This is a genomic window from Gammaproteobacteria bacterium (assembly GCA_041395445.1).
Lineage (GTDB): Bacteria > Pseudomonadota > Gammaproteobacteria > Xanthomonadales > Marinicellaceae > NORP309.
Genome location: JAWLAO010000001.1, coordinates 327,482 through 349,087, shown reverse-complemented (window position 1 = coordinate 349,087; position 21,606 = coordinate 327,482). Strand labels below are relative to the sequence as shown.

19 protein-coding genes, 1 tRNA gene and 1 pseudogene are annotated in these 21,606 nt (G+C 36.6%); 12 read left to right on the top strand and 9 right to left on the bottom strand.

Going from position 1 to position 21,606, the window contains the following annotated elements; all coding sequences use genetic code 11:
* Positions 1–35 precede the first annotated feature (35 nt).
* Genes R3F25_01580 through R3F25_01570 form a run of 3 tightly spaced genes read right to left on the bottom strand, consistent with a single transcriptional unit; the run spans position 36 to position 3,498 of the window.
* Entirely contained in the window at positions 36–566 is a 531-nt protein-coding gene (locus R3F25_01580) for a peroxiredoxin (protein MEZ5495516.1), read from the bottom strand.
* Positions 548–2,650, bottom strand: coding sequence for a prolyl oligopeptidase family serine peptidase (locus R3F25_01575; GenBank protein MEZ5495515.1), 2,103 nt, complete (start codon positions 2,648–2,650; stop codon positions 548–550). The genes R3F25_01580 and R3F25_01575 overlap by 19 nt, the downstream gene beginning before the upstream one ends.
* A gap of 47 nt (positions 2,651–2,697) precedes the next feature.
* Positions 2,698–3,498: an FHA domain-containing protein gene (locus R3F25_01570; protein MEZ5495514.1), complete on the bottom strand. Its 801-nt coding sequence runs from the start codon at positions 3,496–3,498 to the stop codon at positions 2,698–2,700.
* 416 nt (positions 3,499–3,914) lie between these two features.
* On the opposite strand from R3F25_01570, the gene R3F25_01565 reads away from it, so the two are divergent.
* Together R3F25_01565 and R3F25_01560 are read left to right on the top strand one after the other, a co-directional pair.
* Positions 3,915–4,961: a hypothetical protein gene (locus tag R3F25_01565; protein ID MEZ5495513.1), complete on the top strand. Its 1,047-nt coding sequence runs from the start codon at positions 3,915–3,917 to the stop codon at positions 4,959–4,961.
* Positions 4,958–6,340: a hypothetical protein gene (locus R3F25_01560; protein ID MEZ5495512.1), complete on the top strand. Its 1,383-nt coding sequence runs from the start codon at positions 4,958–4,960 to the stop codon at positions 6,338–6,340. Before R3F25_01565 ends, R3F25_01560 begins: the two co-directional genes overlap by 4 nt.
* Here the strand turns inward: R3F25_01560 and recJ are convergent.
* Both recJ and R3F25_01550 read right to left on the bottom strand, forming a co-directional pair.
* Positions 6,337–8,061: a single-stranded-DNA-specific exonuclease RecJ gene (recJ, locus tag R3F25_01555; GenBank protein MEZ5495511.1), complete on the bottom strand. Its 1,725-nt coding sequence runs from the start codon at positions 8,059–8,061 to the stop codon at positions 6,337–6,339. The two genes, R3F25_01560 and recJ, sit on opposite strands and share 4 nt — an antisense overlap.
* Positions 8,058–8,956, bottom strand: a pseudogene (locus tag R3F25_01550) (hydroxymethylglutaryl-CoA lyase). Before R3F25_01550 ends, recJ begins: the two are co-directional and overlap by 4 nt.
* A gap of 987 nt (positions 8,957–9,943) precedes the next feature.
* Here R3F25_01550 and gspG point away from each other — a divergent pair.
* The 5 genes from gspG to gspK are packed head-to-tail and all read left to right on the top strand — an operon-like array spanning position 9,944 to position 12,773.
* Positions 9,944–10,366: a type II secretion system major pseudopilin GspG gene (gene gspG / locus R3F25_01545; protein ID MEZ5495510.1), complete on the top strand. Its 423-nt coding sequence runs from the start codon at positions 9,944–9,946 to the stop codon at positions 10,364–10,366.
* A 14-nt stretch (positions 10,367–10,380) separates the two neighbouring features.
* On the top strand, positions 10,381–10,878 hold the full coding sequence (locus tag R3F25_01540) for a prepilin-type N-terminal cleavage/methylation domain-containing protein (protein MEZ5495509.1): 498 nt from the start codon (positions 10,381–10,383) through the stop codon (positions 10,876–10,878).
* A complete protein-coding gene (gene gspI / locus R3F25_01535; protein MEZ5495508.1) occupies positions 10,868–11,233 on the top strand; it encodes a type II secretion system minor pseudopilin GspI in 366 nt (121 codons plus the stop codon). Before R3F25_01540 ends, gspI begins: the two co-directional genes overlap by 11 nt.
* Positions 11,224–11,814: a type II secretion system minor pseudopilin GspJ gene (gspJ, locus tag R3F25_01530; GenBank protein ID MEZ5495507.1), complete on the top strand. Its 591-nt coding sequence runs from the start codon at positions 11,224–11,226 to the stop codon at positions 11,812–11,814. The genes gspI and gspJ overlap by 10 nt, the downstream gene beginning before the upstream one ends.
* A complete protein-coding gene (gene gspK, locus R3F25_01525) occupies positions 11,811–12,773 on the top strand; it encodes a type II secretion system minor pseudopilin GspK (GenBank protein MEZ5495506.1) in 963 nt (320 codons plus the stop codon). Before gspJ ends, gspK begins: the two co-directional genes overlap by 4 nt.
* 3 nt (positions 12,774–12,776) lie before the next feature.
* Here gspK and R3F25_01520 read toward each other — a convergent pair whose 3' ends face one another.
* Together R3F25_01520 and R3F25_01515 are read right to left on the bottom strand one after the other, a co-directional pair.
* Positions 12,777–14,096, bottom strand: a complete 1,320-nt coding sequence (locus R3F25_01520) for an autotransporter outer membrane beta-barrel domain-containing protein (protein ID MEZ5495505.1) — start codon at positions 14,094–14,096, stop codon at positions 12,777–12,779.
* Positions 14,097–14,134: 38 nt separating this feature from the next.
* Complete coding sequence (locus R3F25_01515) at positions 14,135–14,500, bottom strand: CPBP family intramembrane glutamic endopeptidase (protein ID MEZ5495504.1); 366 nt, start codon at positions 14,498–14,500, stop codon at positions 14,135–14,137.
* Between the two features lie 354 nt (positions 14,501–14,854).
* On the opposite strand from R3F25_01515, the gene R3F25_01510 reads away from it, so the two are divergent.
* The 5 genes from R3F25_01510 (at position 14,855) to R3F25_01490 (ending at position 19,115) form a co-directional block, all read left to right on the top strand.
* Complete coding sequence (locus tag R3F25_01510; GenBank protein MEZ5495503.1) at positions 14,855–15,403, top strand: RNA polymerase sigma factor; 549 nt, start codon at positions 14,855–14,857, stop codon at positions 15,401–15,403.
* A complete protein-coding gene (locus tag R3F25_01505; GenBank protein MEZ5495502.1) occupies positions 15,387–15,887 on the top strand; it encodes a hypothetical protein in 501 nt (166 codons plus the stop codon). Before R3F25_01510 ends, R3F25_01505 begins: the two co-directional genes overlap by 17 nt.
* Positions 15,888–15,902: 15 nt before the next feature.
* Complete coding sequence (locus tag R3F25_01500; GenBank protein ID MEZ5495501.1) at positions 15,903–17,546, top strand: PDZ domain-containing protein; 1,644 nt, start codon at positions 15,903–15,905, stop codon at positions 17,544–17,546.
* Between the two features lie 126 nt (positions 17,547–17,672).
* A tRNA-Val gene (locus R3F25_01495) sits at positions 17,673–17,747 on the top strand.
* Between the two features lie 156 nt (positions 17,748–17,903).
* Complete coding sequence (locus tag R3F25_01490) at positions 17,904–19,115, top strand: IS256 family transposase (protein ID MEZ5495500.1); 1,212 nt, start codon at positions 17,904–17,906, stop codon at positions 19,113–19,115.
* A 37-nt stretch (positions 19,116–19,152) separates the two neighbouring features.
* Here R3F25_01490 and R3F25_01485 read toward each other — a convergent pair whose 3' ends face one another.
* Both R3F25_01485 and R3F25_01480 read right to left on the bottom strand, forming a co-directional pair.
* A complete protein-coding gene (locus tag R3F25_01485) occupies positions 19,153–21,036 on the bottom strand; it encodes a biotin carboxylase N-terminal domain-containing protein (protein ID MEZ5495499.1) in 1,884 nt (627 codons plus the stop codon).
* A complete protein-coding gene (locus R3F25_01480) occupies positions 21,023–21,568 on the bottom strand; it encodes a phosphoglycerate mutase family protein (protein MEZ5495498.1) in 546 nt (181 codons plus the stop codon). Before R3F25_01480 ends, R3F25_01485 begins: the two co-directional genes overlap by 14 nt.
* Between the last annotated feature and the right edge of the window lie 38 nt (positions 21,569–21,606).

Sequence of the window (21,606 nt, the reverse complement as noted above, 5' to 3'; positions counted from 1 at the left end):
GGCTTGAACTTGTGAATTAGTGGGGTCTTTGATGGTCATAAACTTGATTGAAGAGTTACTAAATCACTTAAAACTTCAGAAGTATGACTCGAGGGAGAAACATCCGGGTAATGTTTAACAATCACTCCACTGGGGTTGATGATAAACGATTGTCTTTTTGAATGATGCATAAACGGAATTTCTCGGACCACATCATAGGCTGTTGACATGATTTCATCCTTATCTGACAACAATGGATAAGGTATATTATATTTTTCTGCAAACTCTTTATGAGATTCTATTGAGTCCATTGAAACCCCAAGAATTTCTGTATTTAGGTTCTTAAACTCTGTATATTTTTCGGTGAAATTTTGTGCCTCAGTCGTGCATCCGGGTGTATCATCTTTAGGATAAAAGTAAATAATCAGCCAACGATCTTTATAATCATTGAGATTGTGAAACAGACCTTGTTGATCCGGTAAATCAAACCCGGGAGCCGTTTGTCCCTCCCGGATTGATTCAGCATATAGATTGTAATTGCTTAATGAAATTAAATGTAAAAATAGTATTATTTTAAGTTTTGCCATAAATGTGTATACGATAAAGCGATTCTGTGCGCAAGCTGCTCATTGGTGCTATATCCGTGATGTCCGCCTTCGATATTTTCAAAATAATCAACGCTATATCCATTCTCCAACATCTTTGCTGCCATTTTTCTTGCGTGTCCCGGATGCACTCTATCATCTCTTGTTGAAGTATAAAAGAACACCGGTGGATATTTCACATTTGTTTTCAGATTTTGATAGGGCGAATAGGTCTTGATATATTCCCACACTTCAGGTTCATCCGGATTGCCGTACTCTCCCATCCAACTGGCTCCGGCCAGAAGTTTATTGTACCTTTTCATATCAATCAAAGGAGCACCACAGACAACTGCTGAGTAAAGTTGAGGATTTCTGGTCATTGTTGCTGTTACTAACAATCCACCGTTGGAACGACCTTCAATGCCTAAATGTTCAGATGAGGTGATTTTTCTGGCAAATAAATCTTTGGCTACAGCTTCGAAGTCCTCAAAAGCTTTATGTCTGTTTTTTAATAGTGCAGCACTGTGCCATGCCGGGCCGTATTCTCCTCCACCACGAATGTTAGCGAGTACGAATACACCACCACGCTCCAACCATAGTTTTCCATAAGCTCCGGATAGTGCTTCGTAGCTCCCGGAGTACGAGGGAGTCAGTGAGTTTCTGAAACCGCCATACGAAAAGATATGAGTCGGATTTTTACCATTGAACTCGGTTTTCTTATTCATCACCACAAAGTAAGGGACTTTTGTTCCATCATCTGATTGAGTGAAAAATTGCTGAACCATAAATTTGGAACCATCAAAACTTTCGTCTTGTTGTTTCATTAATTTTGGTTTTAGCGATTTGTTTTTTACATGAAATAAGCTGGGTGGTGTCACAAATGATTCAAATTTGACAAAGAAATCCCCGCTTTCATCATTAATGCTTGTGACTTGTAAAGCTCCATTATCCGGGAATTTCACACTTTTAACTTTCCACTGACCTTTTTTGAACTCGTATTTATACAGTCTTGCTTTTACATCTTCCAAAACGGTGATGAGTATTCCATGTTTGGACGTGTTTATATTTTCAATGATTGCTTGTTTTGTTGGTTTGATAACGCTCTGTATATCTCCTTTTCCTCCATTGAGTTCTGAAATATCAGCAATTACAACTTCTCCTTGAACAAATTTCTTACCATTAATTTCCCAATCTTCTTTCAGTGATAAAACCAGTTTGTTTTTATAAAGCCCTGAAACATTAGCACTTTGGGGAATGTTTAACAGATGCTTTTCTCCATTGATGTACTGATATTTGTTGCTGGCCCAAAAGCTTGTTAGCTCATAAATCAAATTAATGTTATTTTCATCATCGTCCTTCATTGAAAAAGCGGTCGCCATCATGGACTTTTTATCGGCGGTGAAAATAGTTTTTGCAGATTCCAGAGGTTGGTTTATATCCCAAACCTTGATGATGCGAGGGTAGCCGGAATCGGTTAACGAATCATCACCAAATTCTGTACTAACAAATAAAGTGTTTTCATCTTTCCATGAAGTCCGAGTTTTTGCTAATGGAATATAGATTCCGTTTTCTACAAATTGTTTGTTTTTGAGGTTGAACTCTCTGATTTCAACAGCATCGGTTCCACCCGGTGATAATCTGACGAAGCATTTTTTTTGTTTTTCTGTGGCACAGGACAATCCATGAAAATCATAGTTTTGATTATGGTCTTTGGAATATTGATCCATATCCAGAATTGTTTCCCACTTTGGATTATTTTTTTTGAATTGTTTTAAAGTGGTTCGGCGATAGATTCCTCTTGGATGTTCACTATCTTGCCAAAAGTTGTACAACCACTTGCCATTTTGTGAAACATCAGGAATTCTGGATTCATTATTCAGAACTTTTAATGCTTGCTGATAAAGGCTTTGATACAAATCCGTTGTGGCAAGTTTATCTTCAGTCACTTTGTTCATGTCGTTGACCCATTGCATGGATTCTTTACCATCAATGTCTTCGAGCCAAAGGTATTTATCATCCTCTTCTGCTCTTATTGTTGTACTTATTAAACTGAGAAACAAAAAAGGTAAAAACATGAATTTATTCATACGAACATCTCCGAATTAATTATTGATATTAGAATTTGGTGTGGTGATTAAGAGTTTTTAATAATATACATTGCTATGATTATAATGCAAAGACCACCAAGCAGTGTTATCCACCATAAATTATTTTTAATAAAACTTGTGTTTGAAGATTGTTTATTCTTTTCTATTCCTGAAACATATTCTTCAGATAGTTGAATGTTTCTGGGGTGAGAAGGACTATATTTTGAAAAAGAAGAAGTTCCGGGAGATTCAACACAGTATTTTAAATGTTCTGTCGAGATAAAATCGCCGTTTCTGAGGATTGCATTGTTGGTTGAATGACCATTTATTTTAATATTGCTGCCTTTAGCACATCGAATTGCCAGATTATCCTCAACATAAGAGACACGAAATGCATCACTGTCACCCTGGCTAGGTTTGTGAGTGTAACTGTTTTTTGTTCCGACAATTTTAATTTGTCCGTAATCATTATTATTGTAGCTTCTTAAGCCTGAAACAGAGGTTAGTATCGGTGAGGTATTTGAATTTTGACTATTGCTTAATGGGTGCAGACAGGCTTTTGGTAGCCTATTTTCATCAACTAATTTAAAAATGTTTTTTTCAATATCAATAGAATCGCCGGGGTGTAAAATTGCCATTTCTTGGATTTTTCTTTGATTGACAAAAACATTGGCAGAATTGAAAACCTCCAAAACACAGACAGACTTATCATTGACTATCGAACAAAATTTTGCTTTTAAGTTATCCGCTCTAATAATATTGACATCACTATTTCCATCTGAGCCAAAAATGATATGTCCCAGAGATGGAATTTTTACAATATCCCTGTCATTAGTTTCTAATTGCATATATTTTTTCCTCGACTATTATCGAGATATCTACAATTGAACAAATTTTGAAAAAGCATTTTCCCCATAAATTTTTGTCGTTCCTGAATTAACAGAACTGATACCTATTTGTAAATCTGCTAATATGTCTAATTATCATTGTATTCAATTGTTTATTATATACAAATAAACATTACATTTATTTCATAAGTTTATTAAATACATCACAATTTTTAACATTTGATAAAGAAATAATACTGCAGGTAAGGCACTTATTATAAGATAGGCAACAATTCTTTTCTTTCATGTTTGTGATTAAAAACAGTTTCATAAAATCATTGTTTCTAGCAATCGTTTTATTCGTTTGCCTGTATTCTATTGTTTCTTATTTTTTTTTGCAAAACCCAGATAATCCATCTCAAGCCCAGATTGAGTTGATGAATGATAAGGTTTATGTCGCTAATGGAGCAAGAGCTCAGAGCGCTATCAATGAGTTTAGATTCTCGGAGTATGGGGAGGTTGATTTGTTTTTCCCAACTGTTCCTTTTAAAGCTGAGAATTTTCCTGCACTCGAAGTTGACATTAGAAATTTGACGAATAATTTTCAAGTGGAATTGGTTTGGAAAATTCAAGGCAATCCATCAGTGTTCCAAATGCCACTCATTCAACCGGAAAACAACAGTAAACTCAATTTAATTTCAAGAAACCCAAATTGGCAGGGTCTAATTGAGCAAATAGGGTTAAGAATCCATCCATACGCTGACTTAGGCATTAAGGAAAGTTCTGAGAATGAAATTTTTATTCAATCACTGCTTTTAAGAAAAACAAGTTTCGTAAGTGATTATTTGGCTTTATTTGATTATTGGGTACAGTTTGATCCTCCAACTCAGGGTTCTATTAATCATGTTGCGACCAAGGATGAATTGCAGTTTTATAGTAAGCCTTTAATATTTATAGTTATTTTCACAATTATCTATGCTTTAACACTTGTTTTATTGAAGACTCAAACTAGGGTTCTACTATTTTCAATGATATTGTCATGGCTTGTTATAGACTTGGTTTTTTTATTGAAGTCATTTAAAAACTCGCTTTGGTTAAGTCAAACCTATGCCTCTGAAATTAATCAAAAGTTGCCGGATCAGGATTTAAAAACAATTGCTACACAGGTGCAAATCTTATTAGGTTATAAAGACGAAGCGAATATGGAATTTGTTCGAGAAAAAAAGGTTTATATCTTGAATGATAATAGGTATGAATTATTTCGATTGATTTATCACTTGATTCCTGTCAATGCTAATTATCTTGGACTAAGTGATGAGGAGTCGTTCGAGAGTGTAAAAGCAGGTGATTACTTTTTGGTCATTTATCCTCAATACAGTTCATTCAAGACAATGGGCGGAAAACTGAGTGTCTATAACAGGAGTTTTAAAGTAAATGAGGTGGGTAAGAGCTCATATTTTTCATTAATGGAAGTTGTTAAATGATAAATACTTTGATTTTATTATTAGTGTTTACAGGTATGGGCTTGCCTTGGATGGCTCAATTTTTTAAAGCATCAAACTGGCAAAAAATTCTTGGAGAAAGCTTTTTTATTGGTGTTTTTAAAATAATGGTTATATACAACCTCTTTCAGTGGCTTGGTTTGGATATAAACAATTACTTTCTTTTCTATCTGTGTTTTGCTTTTTCAACTGTTACTATTGGTTATTATGTTTTTGTTTATAAACGAATTATTATTAATGGAGTTAGAGAGCGTCTCAGTCTGAAACCACATTTTTCTAAAATACTTGTGATTTTGGCAGTGTTTGTTTTTATTCATTTAGTTTTCATTGAAACACAAAACCAATCTTTACCATTATTCGCTTGGGATGCGTGGTATGGTTGGGTTGCGAAAGCGAAGATTTGGTATTTTTATGGAATTAATGAGAGTTTAGTTGGTAGAGTTGAGTGGTTTTCGGCGAAAGGAGCATTAACCAGTCCAATTCATCATTATCCGGATGGTTTATCTTTGCTTTATGTTTTTAACAGCGGTATTTTTGATTGGAATGAAACACGACTAAATGCGATTTATCCTGCAATGTTTATATCATTTATATTATTGATTTATGGAAATGTTAAGTTGATTACTCAATCATCTTATTTGGCATTTGGAGTCGTCTTTGTATTGGTTTCATTGCCATTTGTGAATAATCACATTATTCTTGCAGGTTATGCTGATATTTGGATGGCTGCTTATTTATTTATTAGTTTTGTAAATATCCAACAATATTTTATAACTCGTCAGAAAAGATTTTTAATTCTAAGCACATTATCTTTGGTTTCTATGTTGATGTTTAAACTGGAAGCATGGGTTTGGGTGAGTATAATCATTTTGTCTGTTGGTTTATCTTGTTTATCAAAATTCAGTCAACGCAGGGCCTATTTCATATTAGCCTGTGTGATTGCAATCTGGTATTTGTTCGGAGGAATCAGCATTGGTGGATTAAAAATAACTCCTGAAGTAATTGCTGTACCGTGGATTGGTGAGTTTCAGTTGCAGTTTGTCAATACAACAGATGCCTGGTTGGAGACATTTTTTGTGAGCAATAACTGGTATTTTTTGTGGTATCTTCTTCTGATAGTTGTAATTTTTTCGGGTAAAATCAAAGACAGAAAACTATTGGCACTTCCGGGACTGTTATTGGTATTTTCGACAATATTTCTTTTTGTTTTGTTTTATATGACTCAAGCAAGCGTATTTGCCAATGATTTTACCAGCTCTAATCGTGTGATATTACAGATATTGCCGATTTATATTTATTTCATTGCTATCATCATTTCTGAATATTCAAAACAACTGAATTCAAAGAAATTAGAGAATTAGTTAACAATATTCTGAATGATTAATTGCAGGTTTCTTCTGCCTGCAAATTCGTTGATGTCCAACTTATAAGTGAGATGATTTCGCTGTCCAATCGGATTGAACTTATCAGGATGCAATCCAAAAGCGATGGCTTCGATTTTTTTAGATAAATCAGAGGTTTGCAAGGTCATTTTACAGTGACCACTACCGACTTCTTTCTTTTCGATGATATTAAACCAGCCATCAAATAATGGAGCAGGGAAGTTTTGACCCCAAGGTCCGTGTTGCTGCAATTCTTCAGCAACAGCCAAACATAAGTCGATGCTGTCAATTTCTCCATCGGTTTCAATCACATGCATTCTTTGTTCTTCTGTGAGTTTGTTATCGACGATTTGATTAAAAATCTCACGAAATTGTTTGTAATTTTCCTGATGAATTGACAATCCGGCTGCCATTGCATGACCTCCGAATTTAATCATCAAATCGGGATAATGAGATTCAATTTCAACAAAGGCATCACGGATATGAAACCCCTCAATACTCCGTGCCGAGCCTTTGAGAATTGGCGATTCATCGCTTTCAGGAGCAAAAGCCACCACCGGGCGATTGGTTTTATCTTTGACTTTGGAAGCCAATAATCCAACAACACCTTGATGCCAATGTTTATGAAAAAGGCAAATTCCATTCGGCAGTTTTTTAATATTTTTTAACTCTTTGATGACACTATTGGCGACTTCCTGCATTTCGGACTGAATTTCTTTTCTTTGCTGATTGATGGAATCCAGTTCTTGAGCCAGATTACGAGCTTTTGTTGCATCATCGGTCAGTAATAATTCAATGCCGACACTCATGTCTTCCAAACGTCCGGCAGCATTCAATCGTGGTGCCAGTACAAAGCCAAAAGTGTCGGTATTGGTTTTTGAATAATCTCGACCGGCAATTTTCAACAAAGCATGAATTCCGGCAATGGTTTGACCGGCTTGAATTCTTTTTAAACCATCGTTGACCAAAATTCGGTTGTTTTCATCCAGCCCAACCATATCGGCAACTGTTCCCAAAGCAACAATATCCAACCATTGGGCTAAATTCGGCGGTTGAATATTTTTACTGTCAAACCATCCACACCCTGTTAACTGTTTGCGAATTTCAGCCAGCAAGTAAAAAACCACTCCGACACCGGCCAAACTTTTGCTGGGAAACTCATCACCATGTAAGTTTGGATTAACAATCGCATTGGCATCGGGAAGCTCTTCGGCCGGCAAATGGTGATCGGTGATGATTACTTTCATACCAGCTTCTTTGGCTTTTGCCGTTCCGCTGATTGAACTGATACCGTTATCAACGGTAATGATTAAATCCGCTTGCATATCCTGTAAAATCGGAATTAGCTGAGAGCTCAAGCCATAACCAAAATCAAAGCGATTGGGAACCAAATAATCAATATTGTCATAGCCAAAAGCCTTAATAGCACGGATGGAGAATGCCGTTGCCGTCGCTCCATCGGCATCAAAATCGCCAACAACGACGATTTTTTCATTATTTTTCATGCAGCTAACAACGATTTGAGCCGCTATTTTGATGTTGGATAGCTTTGAAGAATGCAGTAAATTTTGCAGTTTATAATTAATTTGTGATGGTTTAGTTATTCCTCTGGAAAGATACAATTTTTGGATAAGTTTTGATAAACCTAAACCCTCCAAATTGTTTGTTTCAGGAATTTCCCGTCGTTTGATTTGAATCATTGTGAGTTGCTAAGTGCTTTACCAACCTGAGAATTATTCAGCCGATTGAGTTTTTCGCTAATCCAGTTGCCGGTTTCAATCAGTTTTTCAAGATTGATTCCACACTCTATATCGATACCATTAAGCATATAGACCACATCTTCGGTGGCGACATTGCCACTGGCTCCCTTGGCATAAGGACAACCGCCCAAACCGGCAACTGAGAGTCGATGATTTCTGCGCCTAGTTCCATACACGCATAGATATTCGCTAATGCCTGTCCATAAGTGTTGTGAAAATGCAAAGCCAGATTTTGTGTGTCAGCGATTTTCTGGCAGGATTTAAACATTTCCTGAGCTTTTCTTGGAGTTCCTGTGCCGATGGTATCACCGAGTGAAACCTCATAACAACCGAGTTGAAATAATTTTTCCGTCACTTCAGCAACTTTATCCACAGAAATTTCACCTTCATAAGGACAACCGAGAACGCAAGAAACATATCCTCGAACTTTAATATCATGTTGTTTAGCCAACTCAATTACCGGAACAAATCGTTGTAAAGACTCTTCAATACTGCAATTGATATTTTTTTTAGTGAAACTTTCCGAAGCTGCAGTGAAGACAGCAACTTCTTTGAGATTGGAAGCAACTGCTTTTTCCATGCCTTTCAGATTGGGTGTTAAAGCAGAATAATTGATGCCGTTAACTCTTTGTAATTTCTCACAAAGTTCACTCGAATCAGCAAGCTGTGGAACCCACTTAGGGCTGACAAATCCGGTGATTTCAATGTTTTTCAAACCACTATCCTGCAATCGCTGTATCAACTCCAGTTTAGTTGACAGCTCAATGACTTGCTTCTCGTTTTGCAAACCATCTCGTGGCGAAACCTCGACAATTTTTACTTTTTTTGGTAGCACAGAATTAAAAAAATTATAAAAATGTGATTTTAACCTGAAACCTCATGAGTAATTTGAATTTTCGGGAAAAATGCAGAGAAATGTTTTCATACAGAACTTGATAGAACAAAAATGATACTTTGATTAAATCTTAAGGAACACAGAGACCGCAAAGAAGCGCAGAGTTACGCAGAGGTTGAATCAAAAGTTTTTTATTTTGAGTAACTTTTAGGCTTTTTCTGATTTTTTTAACTAAATAGAATTTAATCAATGACGTTAGCACAATGTTGGAAACTATTATACAATAGGTGCTAAAGAAGTTTTAATCAATTATGAAAAGAAAATGTCAGGAATGTAGTAAATCTTGTTTGGTAGTACACTTACTAAGTTTTGATAGTAGAATGAGGTGTTATTGTTGTCGAGCACAATTTACTTTAACCTCATTACAAAAAGGATTTATTGGTCTAATGTTCAGTTTTTTTGCTTATCTGAGTGTATATTTATTTTTTTATTTTCAAAGTTGGATTATTTCACTATCAATAGCCTTGATTGCACCTGGTCTTATTAATTTTTTCATAATAAAGTATGCAAATTTGAAATTAGTGGGATTGAAAGCTGAAATGAAGAAAAAAGGATTATAAGACTCAAAGTAAATCAGGAAGCCAATCACCATTAATTTCTTAATAAACCTTTATGAACTTCATGTCCTTCATGGTTTAATAACATGAAAATTAGAATCATAGTTCCCAATGAGATTCCGTATCGCGCTTCGCTTGTACGGAATGACGGGGTATTATTTTAGCTTTATCAGGATGACAGTAGAGGTGTTTAGGATGATAGATTTTTTTAACTTTGCATCACTATGTGCTTCTTTGTGCTCTCTGTGTTCCTTAAAAAAATACTCTCGGTATACTTTAATATTAAGCCCACTCCCGAAATAATTCTCAAGGCAAATCGCTTTTTTAGCGGTTTGGGTTATAATCTCTCTTTTAACTCTGATTATTTGTAATGATACAGCAAAGACAACATGGCTTTACCTTGATTGAAATTTTAATTGTGGTCGTTATTCTCAGTATTTTGGCGATTGCGGTTGTTCCGCAGTTTTTGGATCAGCCGGGCAAAGCCCGTGTTGCCAGAGCTCAATCGGATATTTCCAATCTGAAAAAAGCTCTGAGTATGTATAAACTGGACAATTTTAATTATCCATCGACATCGCAAGGTTTGCAGGCGTTGGTTTCCAGACCGGGCGGACAACCGGAAGCAAAAAACTGGAAGCCGGGTGGTTATGTTGAAAAACTGGTTCAAGACCCTTGGGGAAACGATTACCAATATCTCAATCCGGGCAATCACGGTGAAGTTGATATTTACTCTTTCGGAGCGGATGGTCAGCCCGGTGGCGAAGGCGAAAATCAGGATGTTGGTAACTGGTAAAATTTATTAATGCCATGAAACGCAGTCACGGTTTCACTTTGATTGAAATATTGATTGTGGTGGTCATTATTTCAATTTTAACGGTGTTGGGTGTGCAAATGACGAATTCTGGTTCGGTTGAACGGAATTTACAGCAACAAGGTCAGATTCTGCAATCTTCGATTGAGTATGCTTGTGATCAGGCGGTTTTGCAAAATATTCCATACGGAGTTAAGTTCAGTCTTTATGGATACACTTTTTCCCGCTTTTACCAGCAACAATGGCTGGATGTTGAGACCGAATACCTTTTTCCGCATCTTTTTAATCAGGGATTTTTACTGAACCTGGAAATTGACGGACAGAACCTGGTATTGGATGAGGATTTTTCTGAATTTCCGCAATTGTTATGTGATGCCAATGGTCAGTTGAGTGAATTTGTTGCCAAAATTACCGATGCAACAGAATTGCACGGTTATCAAGTCAAATCGGATGGATTATGGCAAATGCAGGGTGGCTGGATTGATGAATCGTAAACGGCAATCGGGCTTTACCTTGATGGAAGTGATTGTCAGTTTGGCGATATTGACGATTTCGTTATCCGCAATTGTGACAGTTAATTCCAATCGTGCTGAAACCCTTTTAGAAATTCGCGAACGCAATCATGCAGTTTTAGTTGCGAATAATGTGTTGGAGCAATATTATCTCGAAAATAATGTTGCCAGTGGGACTTATGATGGTCGTCAAGTGAGCGGCAATAGGGAATGGAATTGGCAAATTCATATCGAACCAACCAACAACGAGCATATTCTTAGAATGGATGTGAAAGTCAGTAAAGAAGCGGATTTCAAATACTCTCACGCTCAATTAACGGGTTTCAAATGGTACTGATGAAACGCCAGCAATCGGGTATGACTTTGCTCGAAGTGCTGATTGCTGTCAGTTTGATGGTGATTATTTCAGCCATATCTTACACCGGTCTCAATGGTTTGATTGAAACCAAGTCTCATACGGATAGTGTCGCCAAAGATATCAGAAAAGAAGTGATGGTTTCACAGCTTTTGAACAAGGACTTTCATTCGTTGATAAATCGAAAAGTTAAAGATGAGTTTGGACAACAAATACCTTCAATTATTGGTACTTATTCTTCAGTTGTGTTTTCACGAAATGGCAACAGCAATCCGTTTGCTCAAAAACGCTCGCAATTACAAAGAGTTCAATGGTTTTTGCGTGACGGAACGCTTTATCGTTCCAGCAGAAATATGCTGGATGCCGCTTCGTCCAACCAATGGCAGCAACATGCTTTAATGGAAAATGTCAGAGAGTTTAGTATCAATTATCAAAATAGTGTCGGAATCACTTCTTCAAAATGGCCAATAAACAACTCAGAATTACCACTAAAAAGTGTTCAAATTCATTTAGAACTCGAAAATGATAGCAGTTTTAATTTTATGTTTGGATTAAATCCATGATGAGATTGAAGTCCAAGAACAAGCAAAAAGGCGTGGCATTGTTTATCACTTTGTTGGTAATTACCATTGCGACGTTATTGGCAACAGAAATATGGTTTCGGAACTCTCTGGATATCGCCAGACAATCGAACAATCGTGCTTCCTATCAATCATATCATTATGCTCGTGGAATGGCGTTGTGGGCAAAAGATATTTTACGCAAGGATTATGAAGATAATCCTGATTTCGATAGCAGTGGAGATGTTTGGAATCAACCGATCAGTGGGATACAGCTTGAGGATGCGGTGCTTTCGGGACAAATGTACGATATGAACAGTAAGTTCAATCTGAATAATTTATATTTCAGCGGTAATTTTCATCCTCCAAGTGTGAAATATTTCAGGAGATTGTTGGTGAATTTACAAATGGATGTGGGAATAGCCGATAAAATCATCGACTGGATGGATGAAAACCAAGTTCCTATGCAAATGGGAGCCGAAGATGTTTCCTATTTATCACAAAACCCACCATACAGAACTGCCGGGCAACACTTTCAACATATTAGTGAATTGAGACTGATTGAAGGTATCAATGAAGAAATTTATCAGCGTTTGAAACAATTTGTGACCGTTTTGCCATTGTTATCAAATTCTCCAACAAAGCTCAATGTGAATACCGTTCCTGCGGTATTGCTTAAATCTTTGGATGATCAAATTTCACAAAGAGACGCGTTATTGCTTTATAAAGAGGGTGGTGCATCTTATCGTGATACCGGCGTTTTTTTTAGTGATCCCATCATTCGCTTTTACAATCTGGGGCAAACTGATATTCAACAATTAGTAGATACTAAAACCGAATGGTTTGATGCTCAAATTATGGTTACAATGGAAAGTAATCTTTATCAAAGACACGCCTTAATGTTGAGAAAAGGTAATAATGCAGTTGTCAACCAATGGTCAGCAACTGCATTTTTTCAATAATTTCTAAAACTCAAACCTTGCACCTAAATTGATGTTATATTGATCAATTTCATTCCAGTTGAAAACTTTTGAATATTGAATAAAGGCTTGCTTGTTTTGAGAACCAACAAATGTCAGAGCTATATTCGCCAAGTTGTAATCGCTATCCACAAAATTCATGTCAGTTTCAAAAAACTCATCAATCGGCATGCCATCAACACGCATGTACATGTTGTTGTCATTGTTTTGGTTCTCATGAATAAAACTCACACCAAATGATGGAATCAATACGCCTCGTGATAAACTCAATGCTTTATTAACTTGCAAACTGGCAACAGATCTCAGGGTTCTATAGGTTTGTTCACTGTAGGCGACATTCCAGACTGAAGCACCGTTTTCAACAAATTCATTCATGCTTGATTGGGAGTACTCAAAGGATAAACTTGGAGTGATTTGCCAACCGTTTTTACTGTTAAATTGATAGCCTGAACTCACAACCACAGAATGCTGATAACTTTGAGTCTCACCTTGGGCAACGGCGACATTTTGGTTCGGTCCAACGATGAAATTTAAAACCCTGTCTTGATTGATTTCAGGTTCGCTGTAACTGGCCTTCACATCTGCATAGAAATTATCGGTGATGTTAAATGTTCCATAAGCTGAAAAAGTCACCGCTTTGGTTTTAACTGTGCTGTCCTCAAAAGTGGAGGATTCGAACTTAGCATAACCAACTGCCAGCCCAAGAGCTGATTTATCATTCAATCTGTAATCAATTCCCATCGTTAAACCATCGGTATCAAAATCAAACCCTTCATCTGGGGTATCAACATAATTGTAATCACCGCTTGAGAATTTGCCGTTGACAAAAAATCCCCAAGGTGAGACAAAATCACCTCCGCCGGAACCATCAGAGTTGTACGATAATATGCCGGTGCTTGAATTATTTTGCTGGTTTGTTTTTGTTAAGTTATTACCACCGGAGCGAATATGTGCCATTCTGGCAGAAATATTGGCTTGTTGAGAAGCCATGACTTCGGTTGACTTTCTGGTTGATTGAACAATTTCTCTGGGTCGCAAAACTTTTAAAACCTTGAGAATAACGGCAGTGTTTCCTTGTAAGGCTTGATAATAAATATCATCACAGTTTCCACCCATGCCTGAACCAAAATGTTCGGGTGTTCCACAATAGGAAGCAAATGCACGAATCATTTGGTTGAGTCTTGGTCCACGATCTCCAACTGCACTTAGCAATGCTTGAGCATATTCTTCTTGAGTTGGGTTGGTTTCATCGGCAAAGGAGAAGCTTGAAATTACAAAAGTAAGCAACAAAATTGTTTTCTTCATTATTGGTATCACTATTGAGAATTATTCTTAATTGTAACTTAAACGAGTCTTAAAAAATACGCAAAAGTCAGAAAATTATTGAAGATATGGGCAATAATCGATGGAATAATGCTTTGAGATTTTATTGTAATGATGCAATAAACTACTGAAGCCACAAACAACGGAATCGCATTACTTAATGAGAAATGCACGACTGAAAATATCAACGAAACAATAAATATGCTCAAAAAAGGTGATAAATATCTTCTCATGGTCTGTAAAAATATTCCACGAAACAACATTTCTTCAACAATCGGAGCGAATACAACAGTTGTCACAAAGGTTGCCGGTAAATGGTTTTGATTAATTAAATACCAATCTCGAGCTTCTTCAATAACATTTATATTGAGTAAAAATTTCTGCATCAATAAAGCTGAACCCCAAATTATTAAAGCAGATAATATCGCAATGATGAAATATTTGATTTTAGTGGATTGAATCCCAATGACTCTATGGCGTTCACTAAAACTAATATTCTTATAAGCTATTGAAATTACTAAATAAATGAGCGAATAAATTAATATTAACAAATAAAATTCTTTATTTGGCAACGGGTCAGGTATCACATTATGATAAAACCAAAGAAGCCCGTAACCACTAGCAATAATCAGTATAATGAGCAGAAGAAAATATTTTATCGGAAAATTTTTATCTATTTTGTGACCTTTTGGGTTGTGTAGAGTCTTAATGTTAGCAAATACAAAAAATAAATGTAAATAGTGAGTGTTTTTAACCAAACAATTGATGAAATAACCTATAAATCAGCGTGCAAGAAAAACAGCAACGCTCAAAAAAAGATTTATGAATTATTTGCATCACCGGTTTATAACCTGATATATCGCATGGTGCAAAACCGCCATGATGCTTTGGATGTTTCACAAGACGTTTTTGTTAAAGTTTTTACCCGAATCAACCAAAGTCAGTCGGTTGAATCCTTAGGGTTCTGGATTCGTAAAATTTGCATCAACACCACTTTATCATTTATTAAAAAGAACTCTCACTTAATCACAAATGTTGATTTTAAAGAGAAACAGATTCATCGGGACACTCATGAGACCATGTCTAGTCTGGAATTTGCGTTGAATAAAATTCCAACAATTCCACGCAGCGTTTTATGGTTGTATGAAGTTGAAGGTTTGAATCATCAGGAAATTGCTGATTTATTTGGAAAAAGTATCAGTTTTTCTAAAACCAATTTATCAAGAGCCAAACAATTGGCTCAAATGTATTTAACTCAAAATGGTGGTGGCTATGAAGCAGTCCAATAATGTCATGAACGAATTATCACAGCAGTTAAAACAAATGCCGCAAATTGAAATGCCGAAAGATATTTTTGCGGACATTCAAACTCAGCTTAAACAGAATAAAATTGTTAAAAAACATCGTTTTGTCACATTTCTATCAATTGCGGCAGTAGCCGTTATAAGTTTGGCATTTTTCTGGCAGAGAAATACGTTGGATGAAAAAGACTTGCTGATACAGGAACTGGTCAAACGGACCATGCAACTGGAACAATTATTGATTGCTGAAACACCGGTTTATTCGCCACCGGGTTCAGAAATCACCGAGAGAATTGTCAATATCGAAAGCTATTTGGCGAAGCTGGATAATGACATTCAGCAAACTCAAGACAAGAATCGTAAATCCCAGCTGTTGGCAGCCAAGCTGGATTTATTGGGGGATTTGGTTTTGCTGCAACGCAAAATCAACAACAAAGAGGATTTTCAAAAAGTTAAACCATATATCATATAACCAAGAGGTAAGATTATGAAATTAAAAGTATTAGTAGCAACGATGGCAATGGCACTTAATGTCTCCGCAGGCAATGAAAAATTAGTGCATGAGGAGAAAGAAGTCGAAGTCACAATCCAGCAAGATGGTGATAAAATCGTAAAAAAAGTGGTCGTTAACGGCAAAGAACTGACACCTGAAGAAATCAAACAAATGGAAGACAATGGTGAACTGAAAATGTTACACCTGAGCTCTGATATTCATCAATTAGGTTCAGACTTACATCTACGCTCAGGCCAAGGTGGAAAAGATGGTAAATCTCATAAAGTTATTGTGATTGACTCAGATGGTGAACACAAAGAGATTGAAAAGCACATCCAAATCATTAAAAAACAACTAGATGGTGATGATGCAGAAGTTTTTGAGTGGAATGCCGATGATGATATGCACAAAGTGTTTATTAAGAAAGGGGAGCATGGCGACAAGGAAATTAAAATTGCTATGGACAAAATGGTTGTTGGCAATGATAAACCAATGCTTGGTTTTTATGTTGATGTTCAGGATGATGGCTGGCATGTGACCAAAATTATCGAAAAAAGCGGAGCAGAAGCTGCGGGCATTAAAGAAGGTGATATTGTAACGAAAATTGCCGGACAAGACATGACAAGCCAAAAAGGAGACAAATCTAAAAAAGAAGCTCCAAAATATGAAGAAGGCGAAAAGGTCAAAGTCGAACTTTTACGCGACGGTAAAAAAATGAAATTCGAAGTTGAAGCCAAAAAACTGGAACACAAAATCGTGATTCACGATATGTTGAAAGACAAAGACGAGCACTTTAAATGGATTGAAAAATTTGATGATGGGAAGCATGTTAAAGTTTTTTCAGGGAAACATGAGATTGAGCATAACGGAATTAATTTAGGATTTGTGACGATGAAACAAGATGATGGCCTCCATGTTGGTTATATGCTTGATGGTAGTGATGCAAAAAAATCCGGACTTAAGAAAGGAGATTTAATTAAAAAAATTGGCAATCTAGACTTATCAATTGATGGAGAAAATTTTCAAGACAATTTAAAGAAGATTGGTGGCTATAAAGAAGGAGAAATGGTAAGAGTATTAGTTGAACGTGATGGTAAAGCTTTAAGTTTCGATGTTGAAGCTAAGAAGAACGATATTTTTGGCATGATGAGAAAACCATCTAGTGAATTCTATGAATGGCTAGAGGAGTATGATGACTCTGATTCAGATAATGTATTAAACAAGTTTAATAAAGATATTAAGGTAATGGTGTTCGGTGACGAAAACTCTGATTTTAGTTTTAATGATGAAGATATTAATATTGTTTTCCCTAAAGAATTTGATAGTTCAAAAATAAGTTTTTTCGTTTCTGATGGACATAGCACCTCCAAATTACTTGGAAAACATCATGAAATGAGCTCAATGAGTGATGATTTAAGTGAATACTTCGATACTAATGGAGGTGTTTTAGTCCTTCATGTTGATGAAAGCAATGTATTTGGTTTGAAAGATGGTGATGTGATTAAATCAGTTGACGATAACGACGTGAGTTCACCCAAAGATGTAGTCAAATATCTTATCAAGACTGAAGATCAGGAAAAAATCAAATTAAAAGTCGTTAGACACAAGAAGAACAAAACTCTTAAATACAACAAATAACTTGCAATAAAAAAGCCTAAAAGCTAATATACGCAACCTCGAAATCATCAATGGTTTCGAGGTTTTTTATTCAAACTTCTATTGATAATTACAAACTATTCATTGCTAATTGTTAATTGAATCGGAGGGCTCGTAGCTCAGGGGGAGAGCACCACGTTGACATCGTGGGGGTCGGCAGTTCGATCCTGCCCGAGCCCACCAATTTTTGATTGGTTCAATCGTTTCTGTTTTATACAAATTATTTTTCAATCAATGAAGTCAAAGTTGTGGCTTCATTATATTCAAGGTCATTAATATTGGCACTGTAAATAAATCTGTGTATCTGCTTTAATTGAAATTTGTTAAAGTAGGTACATTATGAAAAATAGAAAAGAACTTGAAGCCTTAGGCAAAGAACTTGCCAAAGGTATCAAAACTCAAAAGGATTTGGCTGAATTCAGCCAAATCCTGAGCAAAATAACTGTTGAAGCAGCCCTCAATGCTGAATTGGATGACCATCTTGGTTACGATAAAGGGGGTTCACGGATTTCCGGAAATGCCCGCAATGGATACACTTCCAAAACAGTGAGAACCGATACCGGAGCATTTATTCTGGACACCCCTCGTGACCGTGATGGGGAGTTTGAACCGGAACTCATCAAGAAGAACCAAACCCGGTTCACAGCCATGGATGACAAGATTCTGAGCCTTTATGCCAAAGGCATGAGTACCCGTGAAATCGTTGATATGTTCCAGGAACTATACAGTGCTGACATATCAGCCGGCCTGATTTCAAAGGTCACCAATGCAGTCATCGACAGAGTCACCGAATGGCAGTCCCGCCCATTGGATGCTGTTTATCCCATTGTTTATCTGGATTGTCTGGTGGTTAAGGTTCGACAAGATCGAAAAGTAATCAACAAGTCCGTTTATCTTGCTTTGGGCGTTAATATGGAAGGTCATAAGGAGCTTTTAGGCATGTGGCTTGCTGAAACTGAAGGTGCCAAATTCTGGCTGGGAGTCCTCACAGAATTGCAAAACAGAGGCGTTAAAGATATTCTCATTGCTTGTGTTGATGGATTAAAAGGTTTCCCCGAAGCCATTGAGACTGTTTATCCTGATACACAAATCCAGCTGTGTATCGTGCACATGGTGCGCAACTCCATCAAGTATGTTCCATACAAGGATTACAAGGCAGTTACAGCTGATTTGAAGAGCATTTATAAATCCATCACAGAAGATGAAGCTTTGCTTGCATTGGATAAATTCTGTTCCAGTTGGGACGGTAAATATCCACAGATTGGCAAATCATGGAGAGCAAACTGGAACAATCTCAACACCTTTTTTGACTACCCTGAAGATATTAGAAAAGTCATTTACACCACAAATGCGATAGAATCACTCAATAGTGTTATCAGAAAGGTGATTAAAAAGCGTAAGATATTCCCTACTGACGATTCTGCCAAAAAGGCGATATTTTTGGCTGTAAAAGAGGCCTCCCGCAAATGGACTATGCCCATTCGCAACTGGAAGCCTGCTTTGAATCGTTTTGTGATAGAATTTGAAAATCGCTTAGGTGATTATTTATGAGCGCAGATACACAGAATTGTTTACAGTCTGTTAATATTTAAACCAGTTCTATTAACACTGTTCCTGCTGGGATAATATCATTTTCTTTGACTAAAGTTTTTTTCACTGTACCTTCAGAGTTGGCTTTTAGTGTTAGTTCCATTTTCATTGCTTCCATAATAATCAGGGTTTGGTCTTTTGTCACTTTATCTGCTTCATTCACCTTAATTTGCAGGATTTTGCCGGGCATTGGCGAAACGATATTATTATCGCTATGAATATAGCTATCGGCTTCGTGATTGATGATGTCAAAAATATAACGATGATGATTATGAGTCAGTAATATTTGTTTATCAGATTTATACAGTTTGGTGTTTTCAAGAATTTGTTCCTGTGAGCCATCATCAAGAATAACCGAATCATCATGAAATTTAGCGTTTATAACGATATCTTCTCCATGATATAACCATTTGAAATGATTAAAATAATCTCCTGAGTTGCTCCAGTGGTTGGTTTGTTGCCAAATTGAGTTTGTCTCCTGAAAATAGAGCTTATGGGCTAAGGTAGATATGACCTGATTGTCGATTTTCGGAATCGCAACCGAAATAGTGCCATTATCCAAAGAGTTGGTATAAATTTGGTTATCTGAAAAAACATCCAGAGACATGATTTCGGACAAAAAGGGCAAATTGGTTTTGACACCTGAGATAAAAGTATCATCCATACTTTGTAATGTTTTCTCAACACATTTCTCGCGAGTTTCCTGCCAGCAAACAATCTTCGCAATCATAGGATCAAAGTGGATGCTGATGGAATCACTTTTTTGAATTCCCGTATCGATAATAATGTTATCCTGTTGCGGAAATTGAACTTGTTCGAGCAGTCCTGTTGAGGGCAGAAAGTCATTGAAACTGTCTTCTGCATAAATCCGAACCTGAATCGCATGACCGTTGCATTGAATCTGACTTTGTTTCAGTGGTAACTCATCACCTTCTGCGACTTTGATTTGCCATTCAACTAAATCTGTATTCGTTATCATTTCCGTGACACGGTGTTCAACCTGTAATCGAGTGTTCATTTCCATAAAGAAAAACTCATCATCTTCAACGATAAACTCAATCGTTCCGGCTCCACGGTAATTAACTGCTTTGGCAGCAGATATAGCCGCTTGATACATAGATTCTTTGGTTGAGTCCGAAATACAGGTTGCAGGGGCTTCTTCGATAATTTTTTGGTAGCGTCTTTGGGTTGAGCAATCACGTTCAAACAAATGCACGACACTATCATGGCTATCTGCAAAAACCTGAACTTCTATGTGTTTAGGTTTGGTGATGAATCTTTCTAAAATCACATGGTCATTACCAAAACTTTTCAGAGCTTCTCTTTTTGCTGAGTTTAACGCATCCATAAAATCATCAGCTTTAGTGACGATTTTCATGCCTTTGCCACCACCGCCTGCACTGGCTTTAATGAGTAACGGATAACCAATTTTATTGGCTTCTGTTTGTAAAAAGTCAACATCCTGATTATCACCATGATAACCTGGAACGCATGGAACACCGGCTGCCAGCATTGAGGCTTTTGCAGCCGCTTTTGAGCCCATTAATTTCAATGCTTCAATGGGAGCACCGATGAAAATAAGTCCCGCTTCTTCAATGGCTTGTGCAAACTCGGCTCGTTCCGATAAAAATCCATATCCCGGATGAATAGCATCGACTTTTGATTTCTTCGCAATTTCAATGATTGATTGAATATCCAAATAAGCAGATGTTGGTGTTTCTGAATGAATGCAAAAGGCTTCATTCGCTAATTGGATATGTCTGGAATTCCGTTCTATATTTGCATAAATCGCGACAGTTTCAATCCCTAGTTTTTGGCAGGTTTGAATGATTCTACAAGCAATTTCACCACGATTGGCAATTAAAATTTTATTGATTTTCATTAGCTTTGATTTTTATTTCAACAGTCGGTGACAAAATATAGGATGGAATGGTACGCAGATGATTGACAGTTTTTTCTTCACCTGTGGAAATCACTTGATAAAGCGTATCATAGTCTTTTTCCTGCATTGGCATTATTTCTTTACCACTTAATAACGTAGTCAATTGAGGGGTTGTATTACTATGCCCGACAACTAAGATAGCACCATCAATTTTCTTCAGTTTTTCTGCAAAATCATTTAAATCAGCAGGATTATAAATTTGAATTTCAAGGTTCAGGTATTTTGCCAATGGTGTTGCTGTTTGTTTAGTACGATTGTAATCGGTTGAAAATATATGTGTAATTCCGACAGATGAAAGCATAGCTGCAATGTTTTTTGCCCGAAATTGTCCGATGGCATCCAGTTCAGGATCTTTTCCGGTGGACGCTTTTTCAGCATGACGTGTCAGATAAATAGTGTTATCAGCAAAAGAATACTGGGTAATCAATAATGAAACAAAAAGTAAAAAAACAAATTTAAAAGTGACAGACATGGTTTTAATCTCAACGATAATATTGGTAACAAGCAAAA

Coding starts and splice junctions, on each gene's coding strand:
- R3F25_01580 (MEZ5495516.1), bottom strand. CDS start 566: ATGGCAAAACTTAAAATAATACTATTTTTACATTTAATTTCATTAAGC.
- R3F25_01575 (MEZ5495515.1), bottom strand. CDS start 2,650: ATGAATAAATTCATGTTTTTACCTTTTTTGTTTCTCAGTTTAATAAGT.
- R3F25_01570 (MEZ5495514.1), bottom strand. CDS start 3,498: ATGCAATTAGAAACTAATGACAGGGATATTGTAAAAATTCCATCTCTG.
- R3F25_01565 (MEZ5495513.1), top strand. CDS start 3,915: ATGAATGATAAGGTTTATGTCGCTAATGGAGCAAGAGCTCAGAGCGCT.
- R3F25_01560 (MEZ5495512.1), top strand. CDS start 4,958: ATGATAAATACTTTGATTTTATTATTAGTGTTTACAGGTATGGGCTTG.
- recJ (MEZ5495511.1), bottom strand. CDS start 8,061: ATGATTCAAATCAAACGACGGGAAATTCCTGAAACAAACAATTTGGAG.
- gspG (MEZ5495510.1), top strand. CDS start 9,944: ATGATACAGCAAAGACAACATGGCTTTACCTTGATTGAAATTTTAATT.
- R3F25_01540 (MEZ5495509.1), top strand. CDS start 10,381: ATGAAACGCAGTCACGGTTTCACTTTGATTGAAATATTGATTGTGGTG.
- gspI (MEZ5495508.1), top strand. CDS start 10,868: ATGAATCGTAAACGGCAATCGGGCTTTACCTTGATGGAAGTGATTGTC.
- gspJ (MEZ5495507.1), top strand. CDS start 11,224: ATGGTACTGATGAAACGCCAGCAATCGGGTATGACTTTGCTCGAAGTG.
- gspK (MEZ5495506.1), top strand. CDS start 11,811: ATGATGAGATTGAAGTCCAAGAACAAGCAAAAAGGCGTGGCATTGTTT.
- R3F25_01520 (MEZ5495505.1), bottom strand. CDS start 14,096: ATGAAGAAAACAATTTTGTTGCTTACTTTTGTAATTTCAAGCTTCTCC.
- R3F25_01515 (MEZ5495504.1), bottom strand. CDS start 14,500: ATGCAGAAATTTTTACTCAATATAAATGTTATTGAAGAAGCTCGAGAT.
- R3F25_01505 (MEZ5495502.1), top strand. CDS start 15,387: ATGAAGCAGTCCAATAATGTCATGAACGAATTATCACAGCAGTTAAAA.
- R3F25_01500 (MEZ5495501.1), top strand. CDS start 15,903: ATGAAATTAAAAGTATTAGTAGCAACGATGGCAATGGCACTTAATGTC.
- R3F25_01490 (MEZ5495500.1), top strand. CDS start 17,904: ATGAAAAATAGAAAAGAACTTGAAGCCTTAGGCAAAGAACTTGCCAAA.
- R3F25_01485 (MEZ5495499.1), bottom strand. CDS start 21,036: ATGAAAATCAATAAAATTTTAATTGCCAATCGTGGTGAAATTGCTTGT.
- R3F25_01480 (MEZ5495498.1), bottom strand. CDS start 21,568: ATGTCTGTCACTTTTAAATTTGTTTTTTTACTTTTTGTTTCATTATTG.